Source organism: Pseudomonas fortuita, from assembly GCF_026898135.2.
In the GTDB taxonomy this organism is placed as follows: Bacteria; Pseudomonadota; Gammaproteobacteria; order Pseudomonadales; family Pseudomonadaceae; genus Aquipseudomonas; species Aquipseudomonas fortuita.
Genome location: NZ_CP114035.2, coordinates 827,998 through 850,947, shown reverse-complemented (window position 1 = coordinate 850,947; position 22,950 = coordinate 827,998). Strand labels below are relative to the sequence as shown.

At 61.6% G+C, this 22,950-nt stretch carries 24 protein-coding genes and 1 riboswitch; of the genes, 10 read left to right on the top strand and 14 right to left on the bottom strand.

All coding sequences use genetic code 11. The annotated features are described in order from the left end of the window. Nucleotides 1–17 precede the first annotated feature (17 nt). Both OZ911_RS03945 and OZ911_RS03940 read right to left on the bottom strand, forming a co-directional pair. Entirely contained in the window at nt 18–1,904 is a 1,887-nt protein-coding gene (locus OZ911_RS03945) for a DUF1302 domain-containing protein (RefSeq protein ID WP_016484898.1), read from the bottom strand. Between the two features lie 332 nt (nt 1,905–2,236). Next, entirely contained in the window at nt 2,237–3,919 is a 1,683-nt protein-coding gene (locus OZ911_RS03940) for a fatty acid--CoA ligase (RefSeq protein WP_016484897.1), read from the bottom strand. Between the two features lie 161 nt (nt 3,920–4,080). Between OZ911_RS03940 and OZ911_RS03935 the strand changes: the two genes are divergently transcribed. The 3 genes from OZ911_RS03935 (at nt 4,081) to OZ911_RS03925 (ending at nt 6,949) form a co-directional block, all read left to right on the top strand. Next, nucleotides 4,081–5,046, top strand: coding sequence for a 2-hydroxyacid dehydrogenase (locus OZ911_RS03935; RefSeq protein WP_070086912.1), 966 nt, complete (start codon nt 4,081–4,083; stop codon nt 5,044–5,046). A gap of 52 nt (nt 5,047–5,098) precedes the next feature. Beyond that, on the top strand, nt 5,099–6,097 hold the full coding sequence (locus OZ911_RS03930; RefSeq protein ID WP_023049459.1) for a methyltransferase: 999 nt from the start codon (nt 5,099–5,101) through the stop codon (nt 6,095–6,097). A gap of 39 nt (nt 6,098–6,136) precedes the next feature. Next, nucleotides 6,137–6,277, top strand: a riboswitch (yybP-ykoY riboswitch). Nucleotides 6,278–6,364: 87 nt separating this feature from the next. Beyond that, the gene (locus OZ911_RS03925; RefSeq protein WP_016484894.1) at nt 6,365–6,949 is read left to right on the top strand and encodes a TMEM165/GDT1 family protein; all 585 of its coding nucleotides are present in this window, start codon (nt 6,365–6,367) and stop codon (nt 6,947–6,949) included. 36 nt (nt 6,950–6,985) lie between these two features. Here the strand turns inward: OZ911_RS03925 and OZ911_RS03920 are convergent, their stop codons facing one another. From OZ911_RS03920 to OZ911_RS03900, 5 genes are all read right to left on the bottom strand, one after another. Continuing rightward, complete coding sequence (locus OZ911_RS03920) at nt 6,986–7,801, bottom strand: M48 family metallopeptidase (RefSeq protein ID WP_016484893.1); 816 nt, start codon at nt 7,799–7,801, stop codon at nt 6,986–6,988. 202 nt (nt 7,802–8,003) lie between these two features. Continuing rightward, entirely contained in the window at nt 8,004–9,593 is a 1,590-nt protein-coding gene (locus OZ911_RS03915) for a M60 family metallopeptidase (RefSeq protein WP_083283754.1), read from the bottom strand. A 105-nt stretch (nt 9,594–9,698) separates the two neighbouring features. Beyond that, complete coding sequence (locus OZ911_RS03910; RefSeq protein ID WP_016484891.1) at nt 9,699–10,319, bottom strand: SOS response-associated peptidase; 621 nt, start codon at nt 10,317–10,319, stop codon at nt 9,699–9,701. A gap of 15 nt (nt 10,320–10,334) precedes the next feature. Next, entirely contained in the window at nt 10,335–10,595 is a 261-nt protein-coding gene (locus tag OZ911_RS03905; RefSeq protein WP_016484890.1) for a putative signal transducing protein, read from the bottom strand. Continuing rightward, nucleotides 10,595–10,777, bottom strand: coding sequence for a CPXCG motif-containing cysteine-rich protein (locus tag OZ911_RS03900; protein ID WP_023047680.1), 183 nt, complete (start codon nt 10,775–10,777; stop codon nt 10,595–10,597). The genes OZ911_RS03905 and OZ911_RS03900 overlap by 1 nt, the downstream gene beginning before the upstream one ends. A gap of 121 nt (nt 10,778–10,898) precedes the next feature. Between OZ911_RS03900 and OZ911_RS03895 the strand changes: the two genes are divergently transcribed. Beyond that, nucleotides 10,899–12,068, top strand: a complete 1,170-nt coding sequence (locus OZ911_RS03895) for a 1-acyl-sn-glycerol-3-phosphate acyltransferase (RefSeq protein WP_080640993.1) — start codon at nt 10,899–10,901, stop codon at nt 12,066–12,068. Between the two features lie 121 nt (nt 12,069–12,189). Here OZ911_RS03895 and OZ911_RS03890 read toward each other — a convergent pair whose 3' ends face one another. Beyond that, nucleotides 12,190–12,450, bottom strand: a complete 261-nt coding sequence (locus tag OZ911_RS03890) for a hypothetical protein (RefSeq protein WP_016484887.1) — start codon at nt 12,448–12,450, stop codon at nt 12,190–12,192. Nucleotides 12,451–12,609: 159 nt separating this feature from the next. Here OZ911_RS03890 and OZ911_RS03885 point away from each other — a divergent pair, with 159 nt between their 5' ends. After that, on the top strand, nt 12,610–12,816 hold the full coding sequence (locus OZ911_RS03885; protein ID WP_016501484.1) for a hypothetical protein: 207 nt from the start codon (nt 12,610–12,612) through the stop codon (nt 12,814–12,816). A 167-nt stretch (nt 12,817–12,983) separates the two neighbouring features. Here the strand turns inward: OZ911_RS03885 and OZ911_RS03880 are convergent, their stop codons facing one another. Beyond that, a complete protein-coding gene (locus tag OZ911_RS03880) occupies nt 12,984–13,568 on the bottom strand; it encodes a YajG family lipoprotein (RefSeq protein WP_016484885.1) in 585 nt (194 codons plus the stop codon). 145 nt (nt 13,569–13,713) lie between these two features. Here OZ911_RS03880 and OZ911_RS03875 point away from each other — a divergent pair, with 145 nt between their 5' ends. After that, on the top strand, nt 13,714–13,947 hold the full coding sequence (locus tag OZ911_RS03875) for a hypothetical protein (RefSeq protein ID WP_016484884.1): 234 nt from the start codon (nt 13,714–13,716) through the stop codon (nt 13,945–13,947). 600 nt (nt 13,948–14,547) lie between these two features. After that, a complete protein-coding gene (mqo, locus tag OZ911_RS03870) occupies nt 14,548–16,056 on the top strand; it encodes a malate dehydrogenase (quinone) (RefSeq protein WP_016484883.1) in 1,509 nt (502 codons plus the stop codon). A 56-nt stretch (nt 16,057–16,112) separates the two neighbouring features. Here mqo and OZ911_RS03865 read toward each other — a convergent pair whose 3' ends face one another. From OZ911_RS03865 to OZ911_RS03855, 3 genes are all read right to left on the bottom strand, one after another. After that, a complete protein-coding gene (locus tag OZ911_RS03865) occupies nt 16,113–16,403 on the bottom strand; it encodes a PA4642 family protein (RefSeq protein ID WP_016484882.1) in 291 nt (96 codons plus the stop codon). Nucleotides 16,404–16,471: 68 nt separating this feature from the next. After that, nucleotides 16,472–16,942 carry a hypothetical protein gene (locus tag OZ911_RS03860; protein ID WP_016484881.1) on the bottom strand — a complete coding sequence of 157 codons (471 nt, stop codon included), beginning with the start codon at nt 16,940–16,942 and terminating at the stop codon, nt 16,472–16,474. Nucleotides 16,943–16,992: 50 nt separating this feature from the next. After that, a complete protein-coding gene (locus tag OZ911_RS03855) occupies nt 16,993–17,550 on the bottom strand; it encodes a hypoxanthine-guanine phosphoribosyltransferase (protein WP_012270498.1) in 558 nt (185 codons plus the stop codon). A 160-nt stretch (nt 17,551–17,710) separates the two neighbouring features. On the opposite strand from OZ911_RS03855, the gene upp reads away from it, so the two are divergent. Next, nucleotides 17,711–18,349 carry a uracil phosphoribosyltransferase gene (gene upp, locus OZ911_RS03850; protein ID WP_016484880.1) on the top strand — a complete coding sequence of 213 codons (639 nt, stop codon included), beginning with the start codon at nt 17,711–17,713 and terminating at the stop codon, nt 18,347–18,349. Between the two features lie 2 nt (nt 18,350–18,351). Further along, the gene (locus OZ911_RS03845) at nt 18,352–19,626 is read left to right on the top strand and encodes a uracil-xanthine permease family protein (protein ID WP_016484879.1); all 1,275 of its coding nucleotides are present in this window, start codon (nt 18,352–18,354) and stop codon (nt 19,624–19,626) included. Nucleotides 19,627–19,758: 132 nt separating this feature from the next. Here OZ911_RS03845 and hemH read toward each other — a convergent pair whose 3' ends face one another. Both hemH and OZ911_RS03835 read right to left on the bottom strand, forming a co-directional pair. Then, on the bottom strand, nt 19,759–20,775 hold the full coding sequence (hemH, locus tag OZ911_RS03840; RefSeq protein WP_070086764.1) for a ferrochelatase: 1,017 nt from the start codon (nt 20,773–20,775) through the stop codon (nt 19,759–19,761). A gap of 13 nt (nt 20,776–20,788) precedes the next feature. Further along, entirely contained in the window at nt 20,789–21,694 is a 906-nt protein-coding gene (locus OZ911_RS03835) for a TIGR01777 family oxidoreductase (RefSeq protein WP_268968576.1), read from the bottom strand. 187 nt (nt 21,695–21,881) lie between these two features. Here OZ911_RS03835 and OZ911_RS03830 point away from each other — a divergent pair, with 187 nt between their 5' ends. Further along, on the top strand, nt 21,882–22,868 hold the full coding sequence (locus tag OZ911_RS03830) for an NAD(P)/FAD-dependent oxidoreductase (RefSeq protein ID WP_016484876.1): 987 nt from the start codon (nt 21,882–21,884) through the stop codon (nt 22,866–22,868). Nucleotides 22,869–22,950 lie beyond the last annotated feature (82 nt).

Sequence of the window (22,950 nt, the reverse complement as noted above, 5' to 3'; positions counted from 1 at the left end):
GTCCTGGATCTGTGTGCTTAGAAGTTCACGCCGAAGCTGAGCGCGACGAAGTCACGGTCATCCACGGTGCTGTACTTGCCATCGAAGAAGTTGGTGTACGACAGGCTCGCCGTGTAGGTGTTCTGGTACTCGGCGTCCAGGCCCAGGCTGACTGCCTTGCGCCCTTCCTCGAAGTTGGCACCAGGGCCTGGCGAATAGCCGGAAACGTCATGCGACCAGGCCACGCTGGGCTTGAGGTTGACCCCGGCGAAGACGTCGTTGTAGTCCCAGATGACCCGGGCGCGATACCCCCAGGAGGTGCTGGTGGTATAGCCGTCGTTCTCGCATTTGCGATTCAGGTTGGTGGTGGACGCCCCGGCCCCTGCGCCGGCGATGGTGCTGGTATTGAGTGCCTGGCAGGTGTCCGCGCCGCCGGTGGCAGGCAGCGGGCCGGGCCCGAAGACCGGGTCGCGGCCATAGCGGGTCTCGCGGGCGTTCTCCAGGCCACCCACGTGGGTGACCCCCACTTCGCCCACCACTGTCATGCGGCTGGCGCCCATGACCTGGTCAAAGAAGTGCGTCAGAGTGGTCTGGAACTGAGTGATTTCCTTGCGACGGTAGCCGTGCAGGTCTTGCCCGGGGGTACCGGTGAGCAGCGAAGCGTTGCTCAGTGCGCCACCAATCGGACGCACACCCGCGAACAGGATATCGGTGGTATTCAGCTGCACGGGGGCGTTGGGGCGATAGCTGACTTCACCGCTCCAGGCCGTACCCGTGGGCAGCGTAGTGGAGAAGCTCAGGCCGTACAGGCGAATGTCCTCGGGGTACTCGACGAAGTATTCGGAGTTACCGGCCACAATCAGCGGAGCCAGCGCCCGCAACTGTGCAGGCAGCGCGCTCAGGCCGGCGAACACCGACGGTGGGGCACCGGTGGCACTGAAGATCGGCGCGCGGCTGTGGTAGTTCATGAAGTAGGCACCGAACTCGGTGTCCAGCGGGTCGAACATATAGCGCAGTGCCACGCCGAACTGGCCGCTGTCGCGGGCATCACGGTCGGCCCCGCGGCGCACCATTACCCCTTCCTCGTTGATGTTCACACCCCGCGTGGCGAGGAACTGCTGGGCCGCACCAGGCACCGTACGGCTGCTGTTGAGCACACGCAGGTTGTCGGTGCAGCCGTCGGCAATGATGTCCGGCTGGGAGAAGAACGTACCGCAGTTATCAACAACCGTCTGGTCCCACTCGATCTGGTAGAAGGCCTCTGCCGACAGGTTGTCGGTCAGGCTCTGCGAGATGTAGAACATGTTGACCGGGATAAGGCCTTCCTTGATCTCGGCCCCCGGGCGGCGGAACGCCGACACGTCGATGGGGTTGATCGAGTTGATGCCGCCGCCGATGAAGGTACTCTCACCCCAGCTCACCACCTGCTTGCCCAGGCGCACCGAGCCCGGCTGATCGCCGATGGAATAGTTGTGGTAGACAAAGGCGTCGAGCAACTGGGCCCCGGACGACTTGGCGCCCTCCTTGCGGCCAGAGTCGCTGATGTCCTTGAACTCGCGGCCTTCGTCCTTCAATTCGAAGTCGTACCAGTACTTGCCCCGCACGAACACGCCAGTATCGCCGTACTTGAGTTCAAGGTCGTGGATGCCCTTGAAGATCTTGGAGAAGGTTTCGCCCTTCTTGAAGTTCAGGTGGCCATCGTCAGAGGTCTGCGACAGGCCCTTGCCGCCGTTGTTCACCCCGATCAGGTTCTTGTTGGGGTTGGCCGTCGACCAGCTGGCGCCGATGGAGAGCGACGAGTCGAACTGCCCTTCGATTTCACCAATGTTGAAACTGACAGCGAAAGCAGGACTTGCGAGCGTGGAAGCAAGGCTGACGGCCAAGGGCAACTTGGCCCGGCGCCAGAACAGGTTTGCAGATTTCATCGACGCTACTCCATGTACTTTATTGTTATGGCAGTGAGTCCTTTCAAGAACGGCCCGAGCGACCGGTTTGCAGGTTTTCACCTGCGGCGACACGGCTTGCGCGTATCGCCCTCCCCCATTCCTGAAAATCCCCTGGCCCCGACTATAGCCAGCAAGGCACAGGCGCTTGATCCCTCTAAAGTGTGATTTGCGCTCCATGCCGCCAACTCGCTGCAGTGTTGTCCCGGTTGCGGGCTGGCAGAGCTCAAGGATGGCGCATTTCTGCCATTTGGCAAGGTGCCGAGGCCTCTAGCGTGCGGGTCGCGTTCTGACGCGCGCGACCCGCACGGCGTTTACAGCGTGGACAGGAACGCGCTATTGCTGGCCTGCCACTGGACGATGTCCTGGCGGATGCGTTTCTTGTCGAGCTTGCCGACACTGGTCTTGGGAATTTCAGTAACAACGGCGATCTGGCTAGGAATCGCCCACTTGTTGATGTGCCCTTGCTCGACAAATGGCTTGAGATGGTCCTTGAGCGCCTTGGCATCGATGGCCTGGCCGTCGCGCAGCACCAGCAAGGCGAACGGGCGCTCGCCCCACTGCGGGTCGGCCACCCCCACCACCGCCACTTCGCGCACGGCCGGGTGACGGCTGATCAGGTCTTCCAGGTCGAGCGAAGAAACCCACTCGCCACCGGTCTTGATCACATCCTTGATGCGATCACGAATGTCGATGTAGCCCATGCCGTCGAGGGTGGCGACATCGCCGGTGTGCAGCCAGCCCCCCTGCCACAGCTCCTTGCTCTTTTCCGGCTCCTTGAAGTAGCCCATGGTCAGCCACGGCGCGCGCAGCACCAGCTCGCCCTGGGTTTCGCCGTCTGCCGGCAGGAAGTTGCCGTCGCCATCGACAATGGCCGCCTCGACCAGCGGCACAGGCACACCGGCCTTGATGCGGTAGGTGACGCGCTCATCCTCGCTGCCGGCCTGCAGCTCGTCGTTCAGGTGCGCAGCGGAGATCAGCGGGCAGGTTTCGGACATGCCATACGCGGCAGTCAGCTGGATGCCACGCGCCAGGGCAGCCTGGTAAAGCGAACGGTTGAGCGAGCTGCCGCCAATGATGATCTTCCAGCCGCCGAAGTCCTGCCCTTGCGAGGTCGGGCAGTTGAGCAGCATCTGCAAAATGGTCGGCACGCAGTGGGAGAACGTGACCTTTTCTTCGCGCCACAGCTTGACCAGCATGTCTGGCTCGTAGCGCCCCGGGTATACCTGTTTCATGCCAAGCATGGTGGCAGCGTAGGGAATGCCCCAGGCATGTACATGGAACATCGGCGTGATGGGCATGTACACATCGTTGCTGCCCAGCAGGCGTACGCTGTCGATGCTGCCGGTGACCGAAGCTTCGGCCAGGGTGTGCAGTACCAGCTGCCGGTGGGTGAAGTACACACCCTTGGGGTTGCCGGTGGTGCCGGTGGTGTAGAAGGTGGTGGCCACCGAGTTTTCATCGAAATCCGGGAAATCGTAGCGGGGGCTGGCGGCTGCCAGCAGCTGCTCATACTCACCCACCAGGCCGGGCAGCTCGGCAGTCTTGTCCGGGCCATCGGTCAGCAGCAGGGTCTTGTCAACGGTGGTCAGTTGCCCGGCAATGGCCTGGTAGAGGCCGACAAAATCGCTGTTGACCAGCACCACGCGGTCTTCGGCGTGGTTCATGGTGTAGAGGATCTGCTCGGGCGACAGGCGCACGTTGATGGTGTGCACAATGGCGCCGATCATCGGGATGGCGAACATGCACTCCAGATAGCGGTGGCTGTCCCAGTCCATTACCGCCACAGTGTCACCGGCCTTTACCCCGGCCTCGGTCAGCACATTGGCCAGGCGCGCGATGCGTTCGTTGAGCTGTAGGTAGGTCAGGCGCAACTGGTCGCGGTAGACGATTTCGCGGGTTTTTTCATAACGGCTGCCGGACATCAAAAGGCGTTTGATCAGCAGCGGGTAGTCGTAGGCGCCCTCGGTGGGCTTGATGATGCGGGTCTGCAGCATGGGTATCCCTTTTCTGAAAAGCGGGCCGGAAAAGTCTGGGAACTACTGTAGTTCGCGAATGTGACGGCTAAATCAGCCGAAGGAATGATTTGGCTGCGCGGGGTATGAGTGGCATTGTCCGGGGGATGGATCATCCCTGCCCTGCCAACGGAGCCTTACTGATGCCCAGCCCGCGTCGCGCCGTGTTTCTCGATCACCAGTCCCTGGACCTTGGTGACCTCGACCTTTCCCCGCTACGAAGCCAGTTCGATGAACTCGAGCTGTTCGATGCAACCCGCCCTGACCAGGTAAGCCAGCGTCTGCAGGGCGCCGTGGCGGTGGTCAGCAACAAGGTCATGCTCGACGCCGCGACCCTGGCCGCCAACCCACAGCTCAAGCTGATTCTGGTCGCTGCCACCGGCACCAACAATGTCGACCTGGCAGCAGCGCGAGCCCAAGGCATCACGGTATGCAACTGCCAGGGCTATGGCACACCGTCCGTCGCGCAGCATACCCTCGCCCTGCTGCTGGCCCTGGCCACTCGCCTGTGCGACTACAACCAGGCGGTAGCCGACGGCCAGTGGGCCAAGGCCAGCCAGTTCTGCCTGCTGGACTTCCCCATCGTCGAGCTGGAAGGCAAAACCCTCGGCCTGCTCGGCCACGGCGAACTGGGCGGCGCAGTGGCGCGGCTGGCCGAAGCGTTCGGCATGCGCGTGCTCAGCGGGCAAATACCTGGCCGCCCGGAGCGCGCCGACCGCCTGCCGCTGGACGAACTGCTGCCACAAATCGATGCCCTGACCCTGCACTGCCCGCTGAACGAGCACACCCGGCACATGCTCGGCGCCCGCGAACTGGCCCTGCTCAAGCCCGGTGCCCTGGTGGTCAACACCGCCCGTGGCGGCCTGATCGACGAGCAGGCACTGGCCGATGCCCTGCGCAGTGGCCACCTGGGCGGCGCGGCCACCGACGTGCTGAGCGTGGAGCCGCCGGTCAACGGCAACCCGTTGCTCGAACCCCGCATCCCGCGGCTGATCATCACCCCGCACAGCGCCTGGGGGGCAGTGGAGTCGCGCCAACGCATCGTCGGCCAGCTCAGTGAAAACGCCCAAGCCTTCTTCGCCGGTCAGCCGCGCCGCGTGGTCAGCTGAGCGGGGCGCCCGCCTCTGCTACACTGCGCCACTTTTTCAGGAGGCGTCGTCCATGGACCCGCGCAGTGAAGTATTGCTCCGCCAGGCAGAGCTGTTCCAGGGCCCGCTGCTGATCGCCGGCGCCCCCGCTGATGGCCTGCTCGGCCAATTGCCGCAGGCCCAGGCCTGGACATGGCATGCGGGCGATCACGCCATGCTCGAAAGCCGCTTTGCCGGTCGCAGCCACTATGGTGTCGAGCCACCCGAGGTGGCCTTCGACAGCGCCGTGCTGTTCCTGCCCAAGTCCCGTGAACTGGCTGCCTACCTGCTCAATGCCCTGGCGTCGCGCCTGGCCGGCGGTGAGCTGTACCTGGTTGGCGAAAAACGCGGCGGCATCGAAGGCGCGGCCAAACAGCTGCAGGCCTTTGGCAGACCGCGCAAGCTGGACAGCGCCCGGCACTGCCAGCTGTGGCAAGTCACGATCGAGCAGGCGCCCGTGGCCAAACCGCTGGAAAGCCTGGCCGAACGCTTCGAGCTGGCCCTGGAGGACGGCCCGTTGCAAGTGGTCAGCCTGCCTGGCGTATTCAGTCATGGGCGCCTTGATCGCGGTACGGCCCTGCTGCTCAAGCACCTCGACGGCCTGCCGAGCGGGCATGTACTGGACTTTGGCTGTGGCGCCGGGATATTGGGCGCAACGGTCAAGCGCCGCTATCCGCAAAGCCGGGTCACGCTGCTTGACGTGGATGCCTTCGCCGTCGCGGCCAGCCGCCTGACGCTGGCTGCCAACGGCCTGGAAGGCGACGTTATCAGCGGTGATGGTATCGACGCGGCCCCCACCGAACTGAGCCTGATTTTGAGTAACCCGCCGTTTCACACCGGGGTGCACACCAACTACCAGGCTTCGGAAAATCTGCTGAAAAAATCGGCCGTTCATCTGCGAAAAGGCGGTGAAATGCGCCTTGTTGCCAACAGCTTCCTGCGCTACCAGCCGCTGATCGAAGGGGCGCTGGGCAACTGCCAGGTGCGCGACGACGCTGACGGTTTCCGTATCTATCAGGCAACACACGGATAAAAACAGCGCTTGCCGAAAGCGTTTTGCCTAGGCAGAATCCGCACCGTCCTAGGGGAGTAGTCTCCCGCGAGCACCCTGCTCGCCCGGTACGCGTCAACATACTTGGTCAACAGACCATGGCGCGTGCGACCCACCATGCCAGCACGCATGGAGAGATCCGCAAAGACGGATCCAGGGTTTGACAAGACCTATGACACGCACACCTTACCCGGGGCGGGGAGGCTGTACGTGTCATAGCCGTGTCGACCCGCCCCCGTAGGAATCCTGATGCTGGAATCTCTGTTGGTCCCCACCGCTATCGTTGCCCTCGCCGAAATCGGCGACAAGACGCAACTGCTCGCGCTCATTCTCGCTGCCCGCTTCCGCAAGCCGTGGCCGATCATCGCCGGCATCATCGCCGCCACCCTGGCCAACCATGCTGCGGCCGGTGCCGTGGGCGCCTGGTTCGGCAGCTTTTTCAGCGACTCGGCATTGCACTGGATCCTCGCCGCGAGCTTCACCGCCACTGCGCTGTGGACCCTGGTGCCGGACAAGATGGATGATGACGAGAACCCGGCGCGCCGCTTCGGGCCGTTCCTGACTACGCTGATCGCGTTTTTCCTGGCCGAAATCGGTGACAAGACCCAAGTCGCCACCGTCATGCTGGCGGCGCAGTACCCGCACCTGATCATGGTCATTATCGGCACCACGCTGGGCATGCTGATTGCCAACGTGCCGGTGGTTCTTGCGGGTAACTTTGCAGCAGACAAACTGCCGTTGACCCTGATCCGTCGCCTGGCGGCCACAGCGTTCTTCGTGCTGGCAATTGTGGCCGTGTACTCGGCGATGAAAGCCAGTGGCTGGGTTGGCTAAATGCTGAAGGGGCTGCAAAGCAGCCCCCTTGCGGTCTTACTGCTTTGCCGCCTGATACAGCGGCATCACCTTCGGAATCGCCGCCTGCAGCGAAGCAATACGGCTCGCGGATGCCGGGTGAGTACTCATGAACTCGGGCGGTGCACCTTCGGAAGCCTTGCTCATCTTGTTCCACAAGGTGATCGCGGCATTCGGGTCGTAACCGGCACGCGCCGACAGCTCCAGGCCGATCAGGTCGGCCTCGTTCTCGTTGGCCCGGCTGTTGGGCAGGGTCATGGCGTAGTTCACCACCGTGTCGGCCATGGCCATGCTGCCTTGGCCGAGGCCGAAAATGGCGCCGGCACCCTGGCGGGCCATTTCCACGCCATACGCCTTGGACATGGCCTCGCGGCTGTGCTCACGCAAGGCGTGGGCAATCTCGTGCCCCACCACTGCGGCAATTTCCGCATCGGTGAGCTTGAGCTGATCGATCAGCCCGGTGTAGACGATGATCTTGCCGCCCGGGCCGCAGTTGGCGTTGAGCTCGTCGCTTTTGATGACGTTTACCTCCCAGTTCCATTGCGCGGCATCCGGGCGGAACTTGGGCGCCTGGGCGATCAGGCGGCTGGCGATCGCCTGCACACGCTTGGCATCGGCGCTGGACTTGTCGAGCACACCCTTGCTCGATGCCTCACCCAGGGTCTGCTGGTAAGACTGGGCGTACATCTGGTTGACCTCATCGGTCGAGAGCATGCTGAACATGTACTGCTGGCGCTCGACGCCAACGGCACCGCCGCTGGTGGTGTTCACTGCCTGGCAGCCGGCCAGCAGGATGCCAGCACTGAGCAGGCTGACGACAAAAGACTTACGCATGAAAACACTCCCTTTTTACATGCGCCGTATCCTAGGCCGAGTCGCCAGTGCCCGCTATAGCCGTAGGGAAGATTCTTCACATCCGGGTACACCTGCGCCCACACCCGATCGCGCGTAGGCAGCTTGTCTTGTAATGCATCACACCGGCGTTTCGCTGGCGTGATGACTGCCACTAGCCCCAGTTATCGACTATCACCGAAAGTCAATGATCGGCACCGGTTTCATGTTCCGTACAGCAAGAGAATTCCGCAGCCGTGCCCTGCAGGTTCACTGGCACATGGTTCGACTCGCCCAACGCCTCTCCTGTTTGCGGGTCATAGGATTTGACCACTGCGTTGCCATCGACCAACCTTCGAGTGACCACAGAAAAATCGCCTGAAGCGTTGGCGTAGGTAATCCCGCCTTCTGGGTCATACCAACCCATATCAGGATCATTGGTGGTTTTCAGGCGGCTCCCAGGGCGGGCAACCCCCCTTATTTCGATACCATCTGAATGCGGTTCAACTGCGTCGATCTGCGTTTCGGCCTTCACGTGGAGGGTGGACGGGTCCGGCTCTGGCATAGGCAGCCTCAAATCTCGGATCGCATCAAGTGTGCGCGAGGTTGGATGCCAACCCCATCGAGTGAAGAATGTTGTGAGATCGTGCTGCGCAGCCCATGCGCTGGTGACCATGAAGTAATGACGGTATTGAGCGTCACCCTGGCCAGGTTCATGGTTGCCATGACTACGGCTTTCACGATGGAGCCGATGAAAGAACGCGTCGCCGTAAGCTGTCCTCAATTGCTCCCACATGATGAGGCGGACAAACTCGTCATTGTCTTCAAACTTCTTATTCGGATCGGAACTATTCAAAAAGGCATGCGCTTCACGGTCGTAAGGCACCACCCTTGAATATTTTTTTTGCGCGCGCTGCACTGCAAGGGAAAATATATTAACGGAGTTCTCAGTCAACGCATTTGCGCTCCATGAAATTTGGTGCTGCATATGACCCAACTCATGCCAGATTCCCCAGTCGCCGCGCACACCGTCGGGAGTCAATAGCGACCTGCCGTATTGCGGTAGACTTATTCGATAGTGAGTGGCATTAGGGTTGCCACTTTCCTTCTCCGAGACCAATATGCGCAGCGGACTGGGTGGTTCTTGTTCCGCACCATAACCAATTGCACCGATTTCATTTTCAACTCTTAGAATTTCTTTGTACTCGTCTAATACAGCCGAGGGATCGTGACTCTTATAGGCATAAGCCGTCTCCCACCACGCGGTGATAACAACTTTATCACTCATGAGCTGCACTGGCGCTCGCCCATGCTCCTTGGCAGCCTCAAGCATCTGGCCCCACTGATCTACGGACGTTTCGCCTTGTATAAATACAGGTACTCGATGTGAGTTAGCAATGCATTCAAAATTAATCGTTACCTCCTCGACGGTCGGGCCCACCCCATCAGGTATTACCCGCACCCATAATAACCCGCCTTCCGGATCAGTGACGATTCCAGGGTATTCTGGCATTTCATGGGTACGAGGGCATTCAGTCTCGGAGCCTTGTGTATTGAAGCCGGGAGTTCCGACGAGGAGTTGCATCTTCACGTTTGCCCTAGGCGGCAGCGAGAATTGATACCGGACATAACCTCCGGGCTCGAGGAAGATGCCCGTGGGCTGAAAATCAGCATAACCGAACCAACGGCCAAAGACTCTTGTATCTGAATCCGTCGAAGGTAAAACCCTGAATGCCGTGAGCGCAGACGAAACAGCAAGTTTTTCCTGGCCTGACAATGCATTATTTTTCATCATCAATCCCCTCAACAGCTGCACCAAGTAGGTACGATCAACCTTATGGCGGGCCCTGGAGGTGGTCAACTAGCAGAAATACTAGGCGTTATAGGCAGTCCACTACAGTCATAACGGCGTCAAACACTCCGGCGCATCCAGTTTCGGGTCATTGACGAAATTGGCCAAGGCCCGCTCTCGCAATATTGCCGAGGGGCTGGCCAGCAACTCGTGCAAGCGGGTGATCGGCGTATCCGGGTCAAGCCACGCCGCCTGCGCGGCCTCGTCCAGTATCAGCGGCCGACGCTGGTTCATGGCTGCCTGGGTCACCACAGCACAGCTCAGCCACACTTGGTCCTGCACCGGATAGGCCTCCCACACCGCTGCAAAATACAGCGACGAGCCCTCCCCCGGGGTCAACCAGTACGGGCGTTTACGCACGCTGCCACGCCACTCGTAAAAGCCGTTGGCCGGCATCAGGCAGCGACGCTGGCGAAAGGCATCGCGAAACATCGGCTGCTCGGCCAGGGTTTCGGCGCGGGCGTGGGCAGGTGTGCGGGACAGGTCAGTGAGCCAGGCCGGGGTAAGCCCCCAGCGCGCCTTGGCCACTTGCTGCTGGCCCTCGAGCTGGCGCTGGATCAGCACCGAAGCCCCGGGGGAAATGTTCCATTGGGCCGGCTGGCCTTGGGGGAAGCCAGGCAGGCTGGCAAGCGCCTGGGGCCAGCGAAACAGGGCATAACGTCCACACATGGGCGAATTCAGAACCTAGCAGATCAAGGTACCGGGGAAGCTCTCCGGTTCGTCGCCAACCAGTGGCTGGGCATCATTGTACGCATCGATCAGCTGCCGTGCGTACTCGGCCTGCTCATCCGCCACCGCAAGCCCCAACAGACCTTGCAGGGGCAGTTCGCCTACGCCCCCCATCAAGTCACGGCCCACCAGCTGCACGTTGATGCCCTCACTGGCCAGCATACCGAGCAGCATTTCGGCCTCGAGCAGGTTTTCAGGTTCGTAGATCCGTCGCATCAGTCATTCTCACCGAAGACATCCAGCATCCATTCCTCGCCATGCACCTGCAGCAAGAAGCGGACAGGCTTGCAGCACACCTGACAGTCCTCGAAGTACTCCTGATCGCCACCGGACAGGTCCACCGTGGTTTCGATTTCTTCGCCACAATAAGGGCAATCGTAGTTGGCAGTTTCCAGCATCGCGGCCTCCGGGGTGACTTATGCGTATAATTGCCGGTCTGTTTACAGGGCCTGTGTGTGTCCGAGCCGTTTTTCGGAGCCCGCCCCTACCTATTACCCTAGCCGTTTCCAACAAGAGAGCATGATGGGCGAATTCGATGCCATCCGACCGTACGACGACGCTGAGGTCCCTGCCGTCCTGGCACGCCTGCTCAGCGACCCGGCATTCCTCGATATCCTCACCCACTTCCGCTTCCCGCGTGCGGCCGGTGCTCTCGGCTGGTTGCTCAAGCCGCTGATTGCCCGCCGCCTGCGCAAGGAGTTTGCCGGCGTCACCTGCGTTTCGACCTTGCAGGACAAAGTCGAGTACTACGTCGACCAGACCATCGACCGCGCCACCGACGGCGTTACTTATTCGGGCGTGGAACAGCTCAAGGCAGGCACCGCCTACCTGTTCCTGGCCAACCACCGTGACATCGTCATGGACCCGGCCTTTGTCAACTACGCGGTGTACCACGCAGGCCTGCCCACCCCGCGCATTGCCATTGGTGACAACCTGCTGCAAAAGCCCTTTGTCAGCGACATGATGCGCCTGAACAAAAGCTTCATCGTGCACCGCTCGATCAGCGGGCGCCGCGAGAAGCTGGCGGCTTACCAGTTGCTCTCGGCCTACATCAACCACTCGATCCGCAACGACGCCACGTCGATCTGGATTGCCCAGGCCGAAGGCCGCGCCAAGGACGGTGACGACCGTACCGATTCGGCGATCCTCAAGATGTTCCACATGAGCCGCAAGGACGAGCCGTTCGGTGCGGTGATCCAGAGCCTCAACCTGACGCCGGTGTCGATCAGCTACGAATATGATCCGTGTGACCAGGCCAAGGCCCGCGAGCTGTACATCCGCGCCACTACCGGTACCTACACGAAGGCACCAGGCGAGGATGACAACAGCATCGCCAAGGGCATTACCGGCTACAAGGGTCGCGTGCACATCAACTTCACCGCGCCGGTGACCGCGTACCACGAGGATACCAAGCAGCTGGCAGCGGAAATCGACCGGCAGATCCTTGGCGGTTACCGCCTGTTCCCGGTGCACTACCTGGCCTATGCGATGTGGGAAGGCAAGGACGAAGCGTTGCAGGTGCCGAGTGCCGAGAAGGTGTTCCCGGCGGACGAGCTGGCCAAGGCCAAGGAAGAATGGCAGCGTCGGCTGGATGCCTGCCCCGAAGAGCAGCGGCCTTACCTGGTGCTGCAGTATGCGACGCCAGTGCGTAACCAGTACCAGGTCAGGCAGCAGGCACCTGTAGCCTGATCGATCCCGGGGGCTGCGTTGCAGCCCAATCGCGACACAAGGCCGCTCCCACAAGGAGTACGCAATTCCCTGTGGGAGCGGCCTTGTGTCGCGATGGGCCGCAACGCGGCCCCAATGGTTCTCAGACCCAGGTACTGAACCAGGACAACAGCAACGCCATCGCCAGGCACGAAAAACCAAGAATGTAGAAGTAGCGTGGCACCCGCAGGTCGAACGCGTCCACCACCCCCTCCTCCACAGCCATGTATTCGCGGGTCTCGGCCTCGCGTCGCCGGGCACTGTGCAGCAGCAACCCGCCTGGGCAGGTCAGCAGCAGCGCCAGCAGGTTGATCAACTTGGTGGGATGGGCGGCCAGAAACCCCCAGAGCACTTGCAAGGACATCACGCAACCTCGGTGTGAGAAGCGGCAAAGGCCCGCATTCTACCCAACTCGCTGCCCCGCGCCCGGTATGGGCGACAAACTGTCATTAAATTTCATCTGTCATCCGCTCGTCATCTGAACAGGCCACCCTGGCGGCCTTTCATGACCCGGAGCTTGTTCATGTTGCACGCCGAAAACCAGGACCGCCTCTACCTCGTTGCCCAGAGCGATGAACAACAGGCTTTGATCGATGGTTTTGCCATCAATGTGCAGGACCGCCAGTGGCTGGTCTACTGTGCGTTGGGCGGGCATGTGCATGAAGATTTGCCGGAGGTGGATGCCGGGACGGGCTTCAGCTTGCTGGATTTCTACGTAGAAGCAGCGTAAGCCTGAACCGGCCTCTTCGCGGGTGAACCCGCTCCCACAGGGACCGCACCGGATCCGAGGCCTGCGCTGGACCTGTGGGAGCGGGTTTACCCGCGAAGAGGCCAGCACAGGCAACAAAAAACCCGCTACCTGACACAGGGAGCGGGTTTTTTCATGCAGCCAAACGCTTACTGGCCCAGTACCTGCCCGATGGTCGGGTCTTTGAACAGGCGGGTCAGGGCATCGCTCAGCACATCGCCCACCAGCTGGGTGTTGGTGTCCTGGTTCGGCGCCATGCCGAAACGCTGGTCCAGCGAAGCGCCGTAACGGCCGCTGTAGCTACGGCCGCCATTGCGCACGTCGGCACGGAACGTGGCGCCGATGGTGGCCTCGGTCACGTACAGGTTGTCTTTGGGCGACTGATATTTCAGCTCGGCCAGGGTCACGGTCAGCTGGGGTGCACCAGAGGCGTTCGGCGTAGGGGTGAAGCCGAGCAGACGCACAGCAGCTTCGGCCTGGGCCTGCAGCTTGGGCACCACGTCATTACCGCTGACGCTGATGGTGCTGGTCTCGGGGTACATGCCACCACGGGTACCCAAGGATTGCGAAGGCCGGCCGTCAACCACCCGGACCACGACCGGCTGGCCGTGGCCCACCGGGGCGAGCTGAGCCTTGAGCGTGGGTTGCGGGTTAAGTTGTTGCGGGCTGTGGGCACAACCGACCAGGCTGAGGCTGGCCACGGCGATCAAACCGAACAACAGACGTTGCAACATGCGCGTTTCTCCAGAAAATGCGGCAAAGGCCCACAGTATACCTAGCCAGGCACAGACCAGTCATCGGCCCGACCCGCTTGTCACAATCGTTTCATGGCCACGCCCTTATCCTTGCGCCAAGCCCTCACGCAAAGGACTCGCCGCCATGGCCTCGCTCTGGACTCTGCTCTTCCAACGCCCGCGCCACACCGCCTACGCCCGCCTCGATGCCCAAGGCAAATGCCTGGCCTTCAAGCAATGCAGCCAGGTACCGAGCGGCAGCGGCTGGGTTCAGGTCAGTGAAATCCAGCTGGCCTGGCTGGGTCGCGAACTGCCCGCCGACGCCAGGGTTTGCGCCCGCGCAAGCCGCCGCTGGCACCATCGCATCCTCGCGGCCTGACAAACGCTGCAATAAAAACCACGAATGGCGACATTTCTGCCCGCGACATCGCTATAATCTCCCCCCGATTATAAGGACGTCTCCTGATCGGGCCCCGCACTCGCCGATTGACCCCGGCAACTTCACCGCTTCGCCCACAGAGAGCCTTCCACTCAGGTCTTGCATCGGCTGTCGTGCCTGCTTTTCCGGCCCTTCACACTGCATGAACCTGCGGGTTGCCATCGCGCAGTCCCCTTTTGAGGTTCACGTCTCCAAAAGAGCGTGAAAAAACGGTTTTCACAACTTCACAAGAGTGTGGCGAGCAAATGAACAGTCTGGCATGTGCAAAAGCGGCAGATGTGTCCCGAACAGCCCTGAACAGGCGGCAACTGCGCTCATCCCGTATGAGTGTCTGAACCGTTCCATAACGCACGCACGACACCTTGACCATAAGTCGAATTGCCGCACCCGTGGCAAACGGCGTTCAATAGCTGAACCCGAAGACTGATTGGCGGTGTCCGCGGAAGTTGCAAGAACTGCGAAAAGTCGGACATGGCGACCCTGGCTACCCCAGGTCCTATGCTGTCAATTAGGTAGCTGTAGATTGTGGAGACGCGTTAAATGGCGCAGAACGAATCGGTTGATGTAGTACTGGTAGGCGCGGGCATCATGAGTGCCACCCTGGCCGTACTGCTGAAGGAGCTTGACCCGACCCTGAAGCTTGAGGTCGTCGAGGCGATGGACTCCGGAGCCGCGGAAAGCTCCAACCCCTGGAACAACGCAGGTACCGGCCACGCTGGTCTGTGCGAGCTTAACTACACGCCCCAGGCCGCCGATGGCAGCATCGACATCAAGAAGGCCGTGCACATCAACGCCCAGTTCGAGGTTTCGCGCCAGTTCTGGGCTTACCTGAGCAAGAAGGGCAACTTCGGCTCGGCGCGTGCATTCATCAACCCTGTCCCGCACCTGAGCTACGTCGAGGGTGACAAGGGTGTTTCCTTCCTCAAGAAGCGCTTCGAGCTGCTCAAGCAGCACCATGCCTTCGCCGAGATGGAATACACCGAAGACAAGGCGGTGATGAACGACTGGATGCCGCTGATGATGCCTGGCCGCCCAGCCGACCAGCACATTGCAGCTACCCGTGTAGCCAAAGGCACCGACGTCAACTTCGGCGCCCTGACCAACAAGCTGCTCAAGCTGCTGGGCGACTCGCCGGACGCGCAGGTGAAGTACAGCAAGAAGGTCGTCGGCCTACGCCGTAACGGCAGCGGCTGGACCGTGAGCATCAAGGACGTCAACAGCGGCGGCAGCCGCGAAGTCGACGCTCGCTTTGTCTTCCTCGGTGCCGGTGGCGCGGCCCTGCCGCTGCTGCAGGCGTCCGGCATCCCGGAAAGCAAAGGCTTCGGCGGCTTCCCGGTCAGCGGCCAGTGGCTGCGTTGCGACAACCCGGAAATCGTCAAACAGCACCAGGCCAAGGTCTACAGCCAGGCCGCCGTGGGCGCCCCGCCGATGTCGGTACCGCACCTGGATACTCGCGTTGTGGACGGCAAGACTTCGTTGCTGTTCGGCCCGTACGCCGGTTTCACCACCAAGTTCCTCAAGCACGGTTCGCTGATGGACCTGCCGCTGTCGGTGCGCATGGGTAACATCGGCCCGATGCTGGCCGTGGCCCGTGACAACATGGACCTGACCAAGTACCTGGTCAGCGAAGTGATGCAGTCGATGGAGCAGCGCCTGGAAGCCCTGCGTCGCTTCTATCCGCAGGCCAAGGCCGAAGACTGGCGCCTGGAAGTGGCTGGTCAGCGCGTGCAGATCATCAAGAAGGACCCGAAAAAAGGCGGTGTGCTGCAGTTCGGTACCGAGCTGGTCTCGGCCCAGGACGGCAGCCTGGCCGCACTGCTAGGTGCCTCGCCAGGCGCTTCGGTGACCGTGTCGATCATGCTGGAACTGATCGAACGCTGCTTCCCCGAGCAGGCCAAGGGTGCCTGGGCTGCCAAGCTCAAGGAAATCTTCCCGGCGCGCGAGAAAACGTTGGCAACCGATGCTGCCCTGTACCACAAGATCAGTGCCGAAAACGACGTGGCGCTGGACCTGGTGGAAAGCAGCCCGGCGGCCAAGCATTACGCCTGAACCGACCGGTAACGAAAAAACGCCCCTCGGGGCGTTTTTTTGTGCCTGGATCTCTATCAACCGCGGGCGCGGTCGATGATCTCGATGTACTCAGGCGCATTGCGCTGGTCGGCGATCTGCTCAACGAAGGTTTTACCGTGCTCGTCCTTGCCATCCAGGTCCAGGCCAGCTTCGACAAAGAAGCCGACAAAGCGCTCGAAATCGTCTACGCGCAGCCCACGGTAGGCCTTGACCAGCTTATGCAGCGACGGCGAGGTCACACCATCGGCCGGTTCGAACTGAAGGAACGACTTGATGTAGTCGTCGCTGATTTCGTCGCCGATTACCTGTTTCTTGTCTTTACGCATTGCCGACTCCAACTGGACCATCACGGGATTTCGAAGGCCGGCAGTTTACCCCTCGCAGGCCGCGTGCCTCAACGCGTACGTACGGTACCAGTGTGCAGGTCGGCCCAGATGTGACCATTGCCGTAGGTGAGAAACTGCACATACAAGGTTTCGTTGCGTAGCAGGTCCATGATCACCCGGTAGTCACTGACCGGGTAATTCAGGCTCAAGGTGCGGCTTTTTTCGTCATACACAGGCTTCTTCAGGCTCTTGGCCGCTTCGCCATCGAAGGTCAGCAGCACCTGGGCGATGGTCGCACCTTTGCTCAATGGCTTTCCCTTCAGGCGCACCTGCAACGAAGAGGTGATCGGGATAGGCTGCTGGTCGGACTGGCGCTGGGCCCCCACCACCACCGAGTAATCGGTCACTTGCAGCAGTTGCTGGCCGGTCGGCGCTTCCTGGCGCAGTGACTGGTCGTCAGGCGGCAGGAACTGGCTGTGCAGCGGTGCGGCGGCCAGTGGCAGGCTGACCGCCAACAGGAGGGGAAGAATCGCACGCATGTGAGGCTCCTTGAATGAAGGAGCACTCTAGCATGCAGGGCGGCGCTTGATTACAGCCCCTTGACGGCGAAAATGCCGTTGGCATTGCGCCAGTAGCCTTTGTAATCCATACCGTAACCGAAGATGTAGCGGTCGACACACGGCAGGCCCACGTAGTTGGCCTTGAGGTCCGGGCTGGCCTTGCGGTCGTGGTCCTTGTCGATCAGCACCGCGGTGTACACCGAGCGTGCGCCGGCATGCTTGCAGAACTCGATGATGGCGCTGAGGGTGTGGCCTTCGTCGAGGATGTCGTCGACGATCAGCACATCACGGTCGATGAACGACACTTCCGGCTTGGCCTTCCAGAACAGCTCACCGCCGCTGGTCTGGTTGCGGTAGCGGGTGGCGTGCAGGTACGAAGCTTCGAGCGGGAACTGCAAGTGGGTCAGCAGTTTGCCGGAGAAGATAAGGCCACCGTTCATCACGCAGAACACCACCGGGTTCTTGTCGTGCAGGTCCTTGCAGATCTGCTCGCCGACGTTGGCGATGGCCGCTTCGACTTCGGCTTCGGTGTACAGGCAGTCAGCTTCACGCATGACTTGACGGATGTGCTCGAGATCGGCGGACATGGCGCTCTCCGGGGGTGCATTTTGGAAAAGCGGGCAAAGGTACGCATCCGCTCGTCCCAGATCAAGCATTTATGGACTAACGTCCAAAATGACCAGACGACAGCACAGGTTGAATAGATTAATCTAGCGCGGTTTTTTTGCCCGCCTTTCGGAGCCCCCTATGCCCACTCGTGAGATCCGCCACCCGCTGATCCGCCACAAGCTCGGCCTGATGCGCCGTGCCGATATCAGCACCAAGAATTTTCGCGAACTCGCCCAGGAAGTCGGCGCGCTCCTGACCTATGAAGCCACCCAGGACCTGCCACTCGAAACCTACGAGATCGACGGCTGGTGTGGCAAGGTGCAAGTTGAAAAAATTGCCGGCAAGAAGATCACGGTAGTCCCCATCCTGCGCGCCGGCATCGGCATGCTCGACGGCGTGCTCAGCCTGATCCCGGGTGCCAAGGTCAGTGCCGTCGGCGTTGCCCGCAACGAAGAAACCCTCGAAGCCCATACCTACCTGGAAAAACTCGCGCCGGACATCAACCAGCGCCTGGCCCTGATCATCGACCCGATGCTGGCCACCGGCGGTTCGATGGTCGCCACCATCGACCTGCTGAAAAAGGCCGGCTGCAAAGAGATCCGGGCCATGGTCCTGGTCGCCGCGCCAGAAGGCATCGACGTGGTGGAAAAAGCCCACCCGGACGTGAAGATCTACACCGCCTCGATCGATCAGCGCCTGAACGAACACGGCTACATCGTGCCGGGCCTGGGCGATGCCGGTGACAAGATCTTCGGCACCAAGCAAAAGGACGCCTGACCATGCAGGACGGCTTCAACGACCCGCTCTGGCGCCAGGTCGTTTCGGGCGCGCAGATGCTCTTCGTGGCATTTGGCGCGTTGGTGCTGATGCCACTGATCACCGGCCTCGACCCGAACGTCGCGTTGTTCACCGCCGGCATCGGCACGCTGCTGTTCCAGCTGGTTACCGGCCGCCAGGTACCGGTTTTCCTGGCCTCCAGCTTTGCCTTCATCACCCCGATCATCCTCGCCAAGGGCCAGTTCGGCCTGGCCGAGACCATGGGCGGCGTGATGGCTGCAGGTTTCGTGTACACCTTCATGGGCCTGATGGTAAAAATCAAAGGCACCGGTTTTATCGACCGCATGCTGCCGCCTGTGGTGATCGGCCCGGTGATCATCTCCATCGGCCTGGCCATGGCACCGATTGCCGCCAACATGGCAATGGGCAAGGGTGGGGACGGCGTTGCGTTGATGCCCTACAAGACCGCCATGCTGATCTCCATGCCAGCCCTGCTGACAACCTTGATCGTCGCCGTGTTCGGCAAAGGTATTTTCCGCCTGGTCCCGATCATCTCCGGCGTGCTGGTGGGCTTTGCCCTGTCGTTCGCCTTTGGCGTGGTCGACACGGCCCGGATAGCCGCCGCACCGTGGCTGGAAATCCCCAATTTCACCGCACCGGCGTTCAACTGGCAGGCCATCCTGTTCATCGTCCCGGTTGCCCTGGCGCCGGCCATCGAGCACATCGGCGGGGTGATCGCGGTCGGTAGCGTGACCGGCCGTGACTACCTGAAAAAGCCTGGCCTGCACCGTACCTTGCTAGGTGACGGCCTGGCCACCACGGCGGCCGGCCTGTTCGGCGGCCCGCCAAACACCACCTACGCCGAAGTGACTGGCGCGGTGATGCTGACCAAGAACTACAACCCGAAGATCATGACCTGGGCGGCGGTCTTCGCCATTACCCTGGCGTTCATCGGCAAGTTCGGCGCGCTGCTGCAAAGCATCCCGGTGCCAGTGATGGGCGGTATTCTGTGCCTGCTGTTTGGTTCGATCGCGGCGGTGGGCATGAACACCATGATCCGCCACAAGATCGACCTGGCCGAAGCGCGCAACCTGGTGATCGTGTCGGTAACCTTGGTGTTTGGTATCGGCGGCGTGCTGATCGGCAGCGGTGACGGCCCGGACGACTGGGGCCTTAAGGGCATCGCCCTGTGCGCCATCGTGGCGATTGCCCTGAACCTGATCCTGCCGGGTAATGATGGATGGAAGCACAAGCAGCTGGATGATCACTTGCCTTGATCCGGCTTTAACCCGAACCGCCCCTATCGCCGGCAGGCCCGCCCCCACAGGTACACCACAGGCTTCAGATACTGTGTTGCTCCTGTGGGAGCGGGCTTGCCGGCGACAGGGCCGGTACAGGCAGCCGCAATGTCAGGCCTTTTCGCACATCTGCGCCAGCACCCTCACCCACTCCGGGTGATCATTCAGGCATGGCACCAGCACCAGCTCCCGCCCGCCAGCCTCGACGAACTGTTCGCTGCCCCGCATACCGATTTCTTCCAGCGTCTCGATGCAATCGGCCACGAACGCCGGGCACATCACCAGCAACTTTTTCACACCGGCCTTGGCCAGCTCATCCAGCCGGGTCTCGGTGTACGGTTCGATCCACTTGTCCCGACCCAGCCGTGACTGGAACGATACCGACCATTTGCCATCCGGTATGCCAATGCTCTGCGCAAAGGCTTTGGCCGTAGCCAGGCATTGCCCGCGGTAACACACCGCACGCACCTCGGCGGATGCACCGTGACAGCAATCGGCGGTACGCAGGTCGTGCTTGCTGCCCTTCGGAAACAGCTTCTTCAAGTGCCGCTCGGGCAAGCCATGGAAGCTCAGCAACAGGTGGTCGTAATCCTGTTCCAGGTAAGGCCGGGCGCTGGCAGCCAGCGCCTCGATGTATTCAGGGTGCTCGTAGAACGGCTGCAGCACGCGCATCTGCAGCGGCAGCTGGCGTTCGTTGACCACCTGTTTGGCCAGCTCGACCACAGTGGTCACGGTACTGTCGGCAAACTGTGGATAAAGCGGTGCCAAGGTCACCTTGCGCACGCCTTGAGCTGCCAGGCGTTCCAGCACTTCGGGCAAGGCTGGCTGGCCATAGCGCATGGCAATCTCCACCGGGCCATGGGGCCAGTGCTCGACCATTGCGGACTGTAAACGGCGGGTCAGCACCACCAGCGGCGAGCCTTCCTCCCACCAGATCGAGCCGTAGGCATGCGCCGACTGCTCCGGGCGTTTGAGCAGTATCAGCGACACCAGCAAGCGCCGCACCGGCCAGGGCAGGTCGACAACATACGGGTCCATCAGAAACTGGTTGAGGTAGCGGCGCACATCGGCAACCGAGGTGGATGCCGGAGAACCCAGGTTGACCAGCAGCAGGGCGTGATCGGTCATGCAGCGTCCTATGTCAGAGGCGGCTGGACAGGTCGTCCAGGGCCGATTGCAGATCGTTGAAACGGAAGGTGAAGCCAGCCGCCAGCAAGCGTACCGGGCGTGCCCGCTGGCCGCCCAGCAGCAAGGTCGACATCTCCCCCAGGCCAGCCTTGAGCAACAATGACGGCACCGGCAGCAGCGCCGGCCGATGCAGGGCCCGGCCCAGGCGCCTGGCGAACTCACGGTTACGCACCGGCTCCGGGGCGCAGGCATTATAAGGACCGCTGGCATCCTTTTGCTGCAAGAGAAAATCAATCAGGGCGACCTGATCGTCTATATGGACCCACGGCATCCATTGCCGCCCATCACCCAATGGCCCGCCCAGCCCCAGCTTGAAGGGCACGCGCAGGCGCGACAAAAAGCCGCCATCGCTGGCCAGCACCAGCCCGGTGCGCACCAGCACCACGCGGATCCCCTGTGCCAGGGAGCGCTGGGCCGTTTCTTCCCAGGCAATGCACAACTGGCTGGCGAAATCTTCGCGTACCGGTGGCGAAGCCTCGGTCAGCTCGCGTTCGCCACCGTCACCGTACCAGCCCACCGCAGACCCGGAGATCAGCACGTCCGGGCGTTTCTCACGGGTGCCCAACCAGGTCAGCAATTGCTCGGTCAGGGTGACCCGGCTAGCCCACAGCAGGTTGCGCCGGGCAGCCGTCCAGGGCCGATCGGCAATCGGCGCACCGGCCAGGTTGACCACCGCATCAAGGTGATCGTCCGCCTCCAGTTGCTCCAGCCGGGCGATGCCACGCACGCCACTGCCACATATTTTCGCCACCTGTTCAGGTCGCCGGCTCCAAACCGTAAGCCGGTGCCCCTGGCCAAGCCAGTACTGGCAAAGATGCTTGCCAATCAACCCGGTGCCGCCTGTCAGCAATATATGCATGGCTGTGTCCTCGCAGAATGCGGCGGTGGTCTATTTTTAACATCAAGGCACTTTTTTGACCCGACGCTCTCGGATAAACATAGGCCAACCTGACCGCCAAAGCGGTATAACCTTATACAGGATTTCTGGATTGTACAGGTTTGCCTGACAGCGTAGTCTGCTAACAGCAAGGTTTGAAGAGGCCATCATGACAGTACCTATTGCCATCATCGGGGCCGGTATCGCCGGCTTGTCAGCCGCCCAGGCCCTACAAAAGGCCGGGCAATCCGTGCATCTGTTCGACAAAGGCCACGGCAGTGGCGGGCGCATGGCCAGCAAGCGCAGCGAGGCCGGCGCGCTGGACCTCGGCGCCCAGTACTTCACTGCCCGGGACCGGCGCTTCGTCGAGCAGGTGCAACAGTGGGTTGCCGCCGGCTGGGCCGAGCAGTGGAAGCCACAGCTGTACAACTACCGTGATGGCGAGCTCACTCCCTCCCCTGACGAACAGACCCGCTGGGTAGGCGTGCCACGCATGAGCGCCATTACCCGTGGCCTGCTCAAGGATGTGACGGTGAACTTCGGCTGCCGTATCGCCGAGGTGTTCCGTGGCAAGCAATACTGGCACCTGCAAGACACCGAAGGCTGCAGCCATGGCCCTTACAGCCGGGTGGTGATTGCCGTGCCGGCACCGCAGGCCACGCCACTTCTGGCCTCCACCCCAAAACTTGCCGCGGTGGCTGCGGGCGTGCAAATGGAACCTGTGTGGGCGGTCGCCCTGGCCTTCCAGACACCTTTGGACACCCCGATGCAAGGCTGCTTCGTGCAGGACAACCCGCTTGACTGGCTGGCCCGTAACCGCAGCAAGCCCGGCCGCGATGAGCAACTCGATACCTGGGTGCTGCACGCCACGTCTGACTGGAGCCGGCAGCACATCGACCTGCCCAAGGAAGAAGTGATCGAACAGCTGTGGGGCGAGTTTGCCGAGCTGGTCGGCTGCGTGGTGCCGGCGCCTAACTTCGCCCTGGCCCACCGCTGGCTCTATGCGCGCCCCAGCAGCAATCACGAGTGGGGCGCACTGGCCGATGCTGACCAAGGCCTGTATGCCTGCGGCGACTGGTGCCTGTCCGGGCGAGTCGAAGGCGCGTGGCTCAGCGGCCAGGAAGCGGCGCGCAGACTGCTCGAACACCTGGAATGATTTAGCGCCATACACAAATTCTAGTTTGCATAACTTCCGGGCTGTGCTGGAATAAACCTGTACAAGATTTTAGACTCGTACA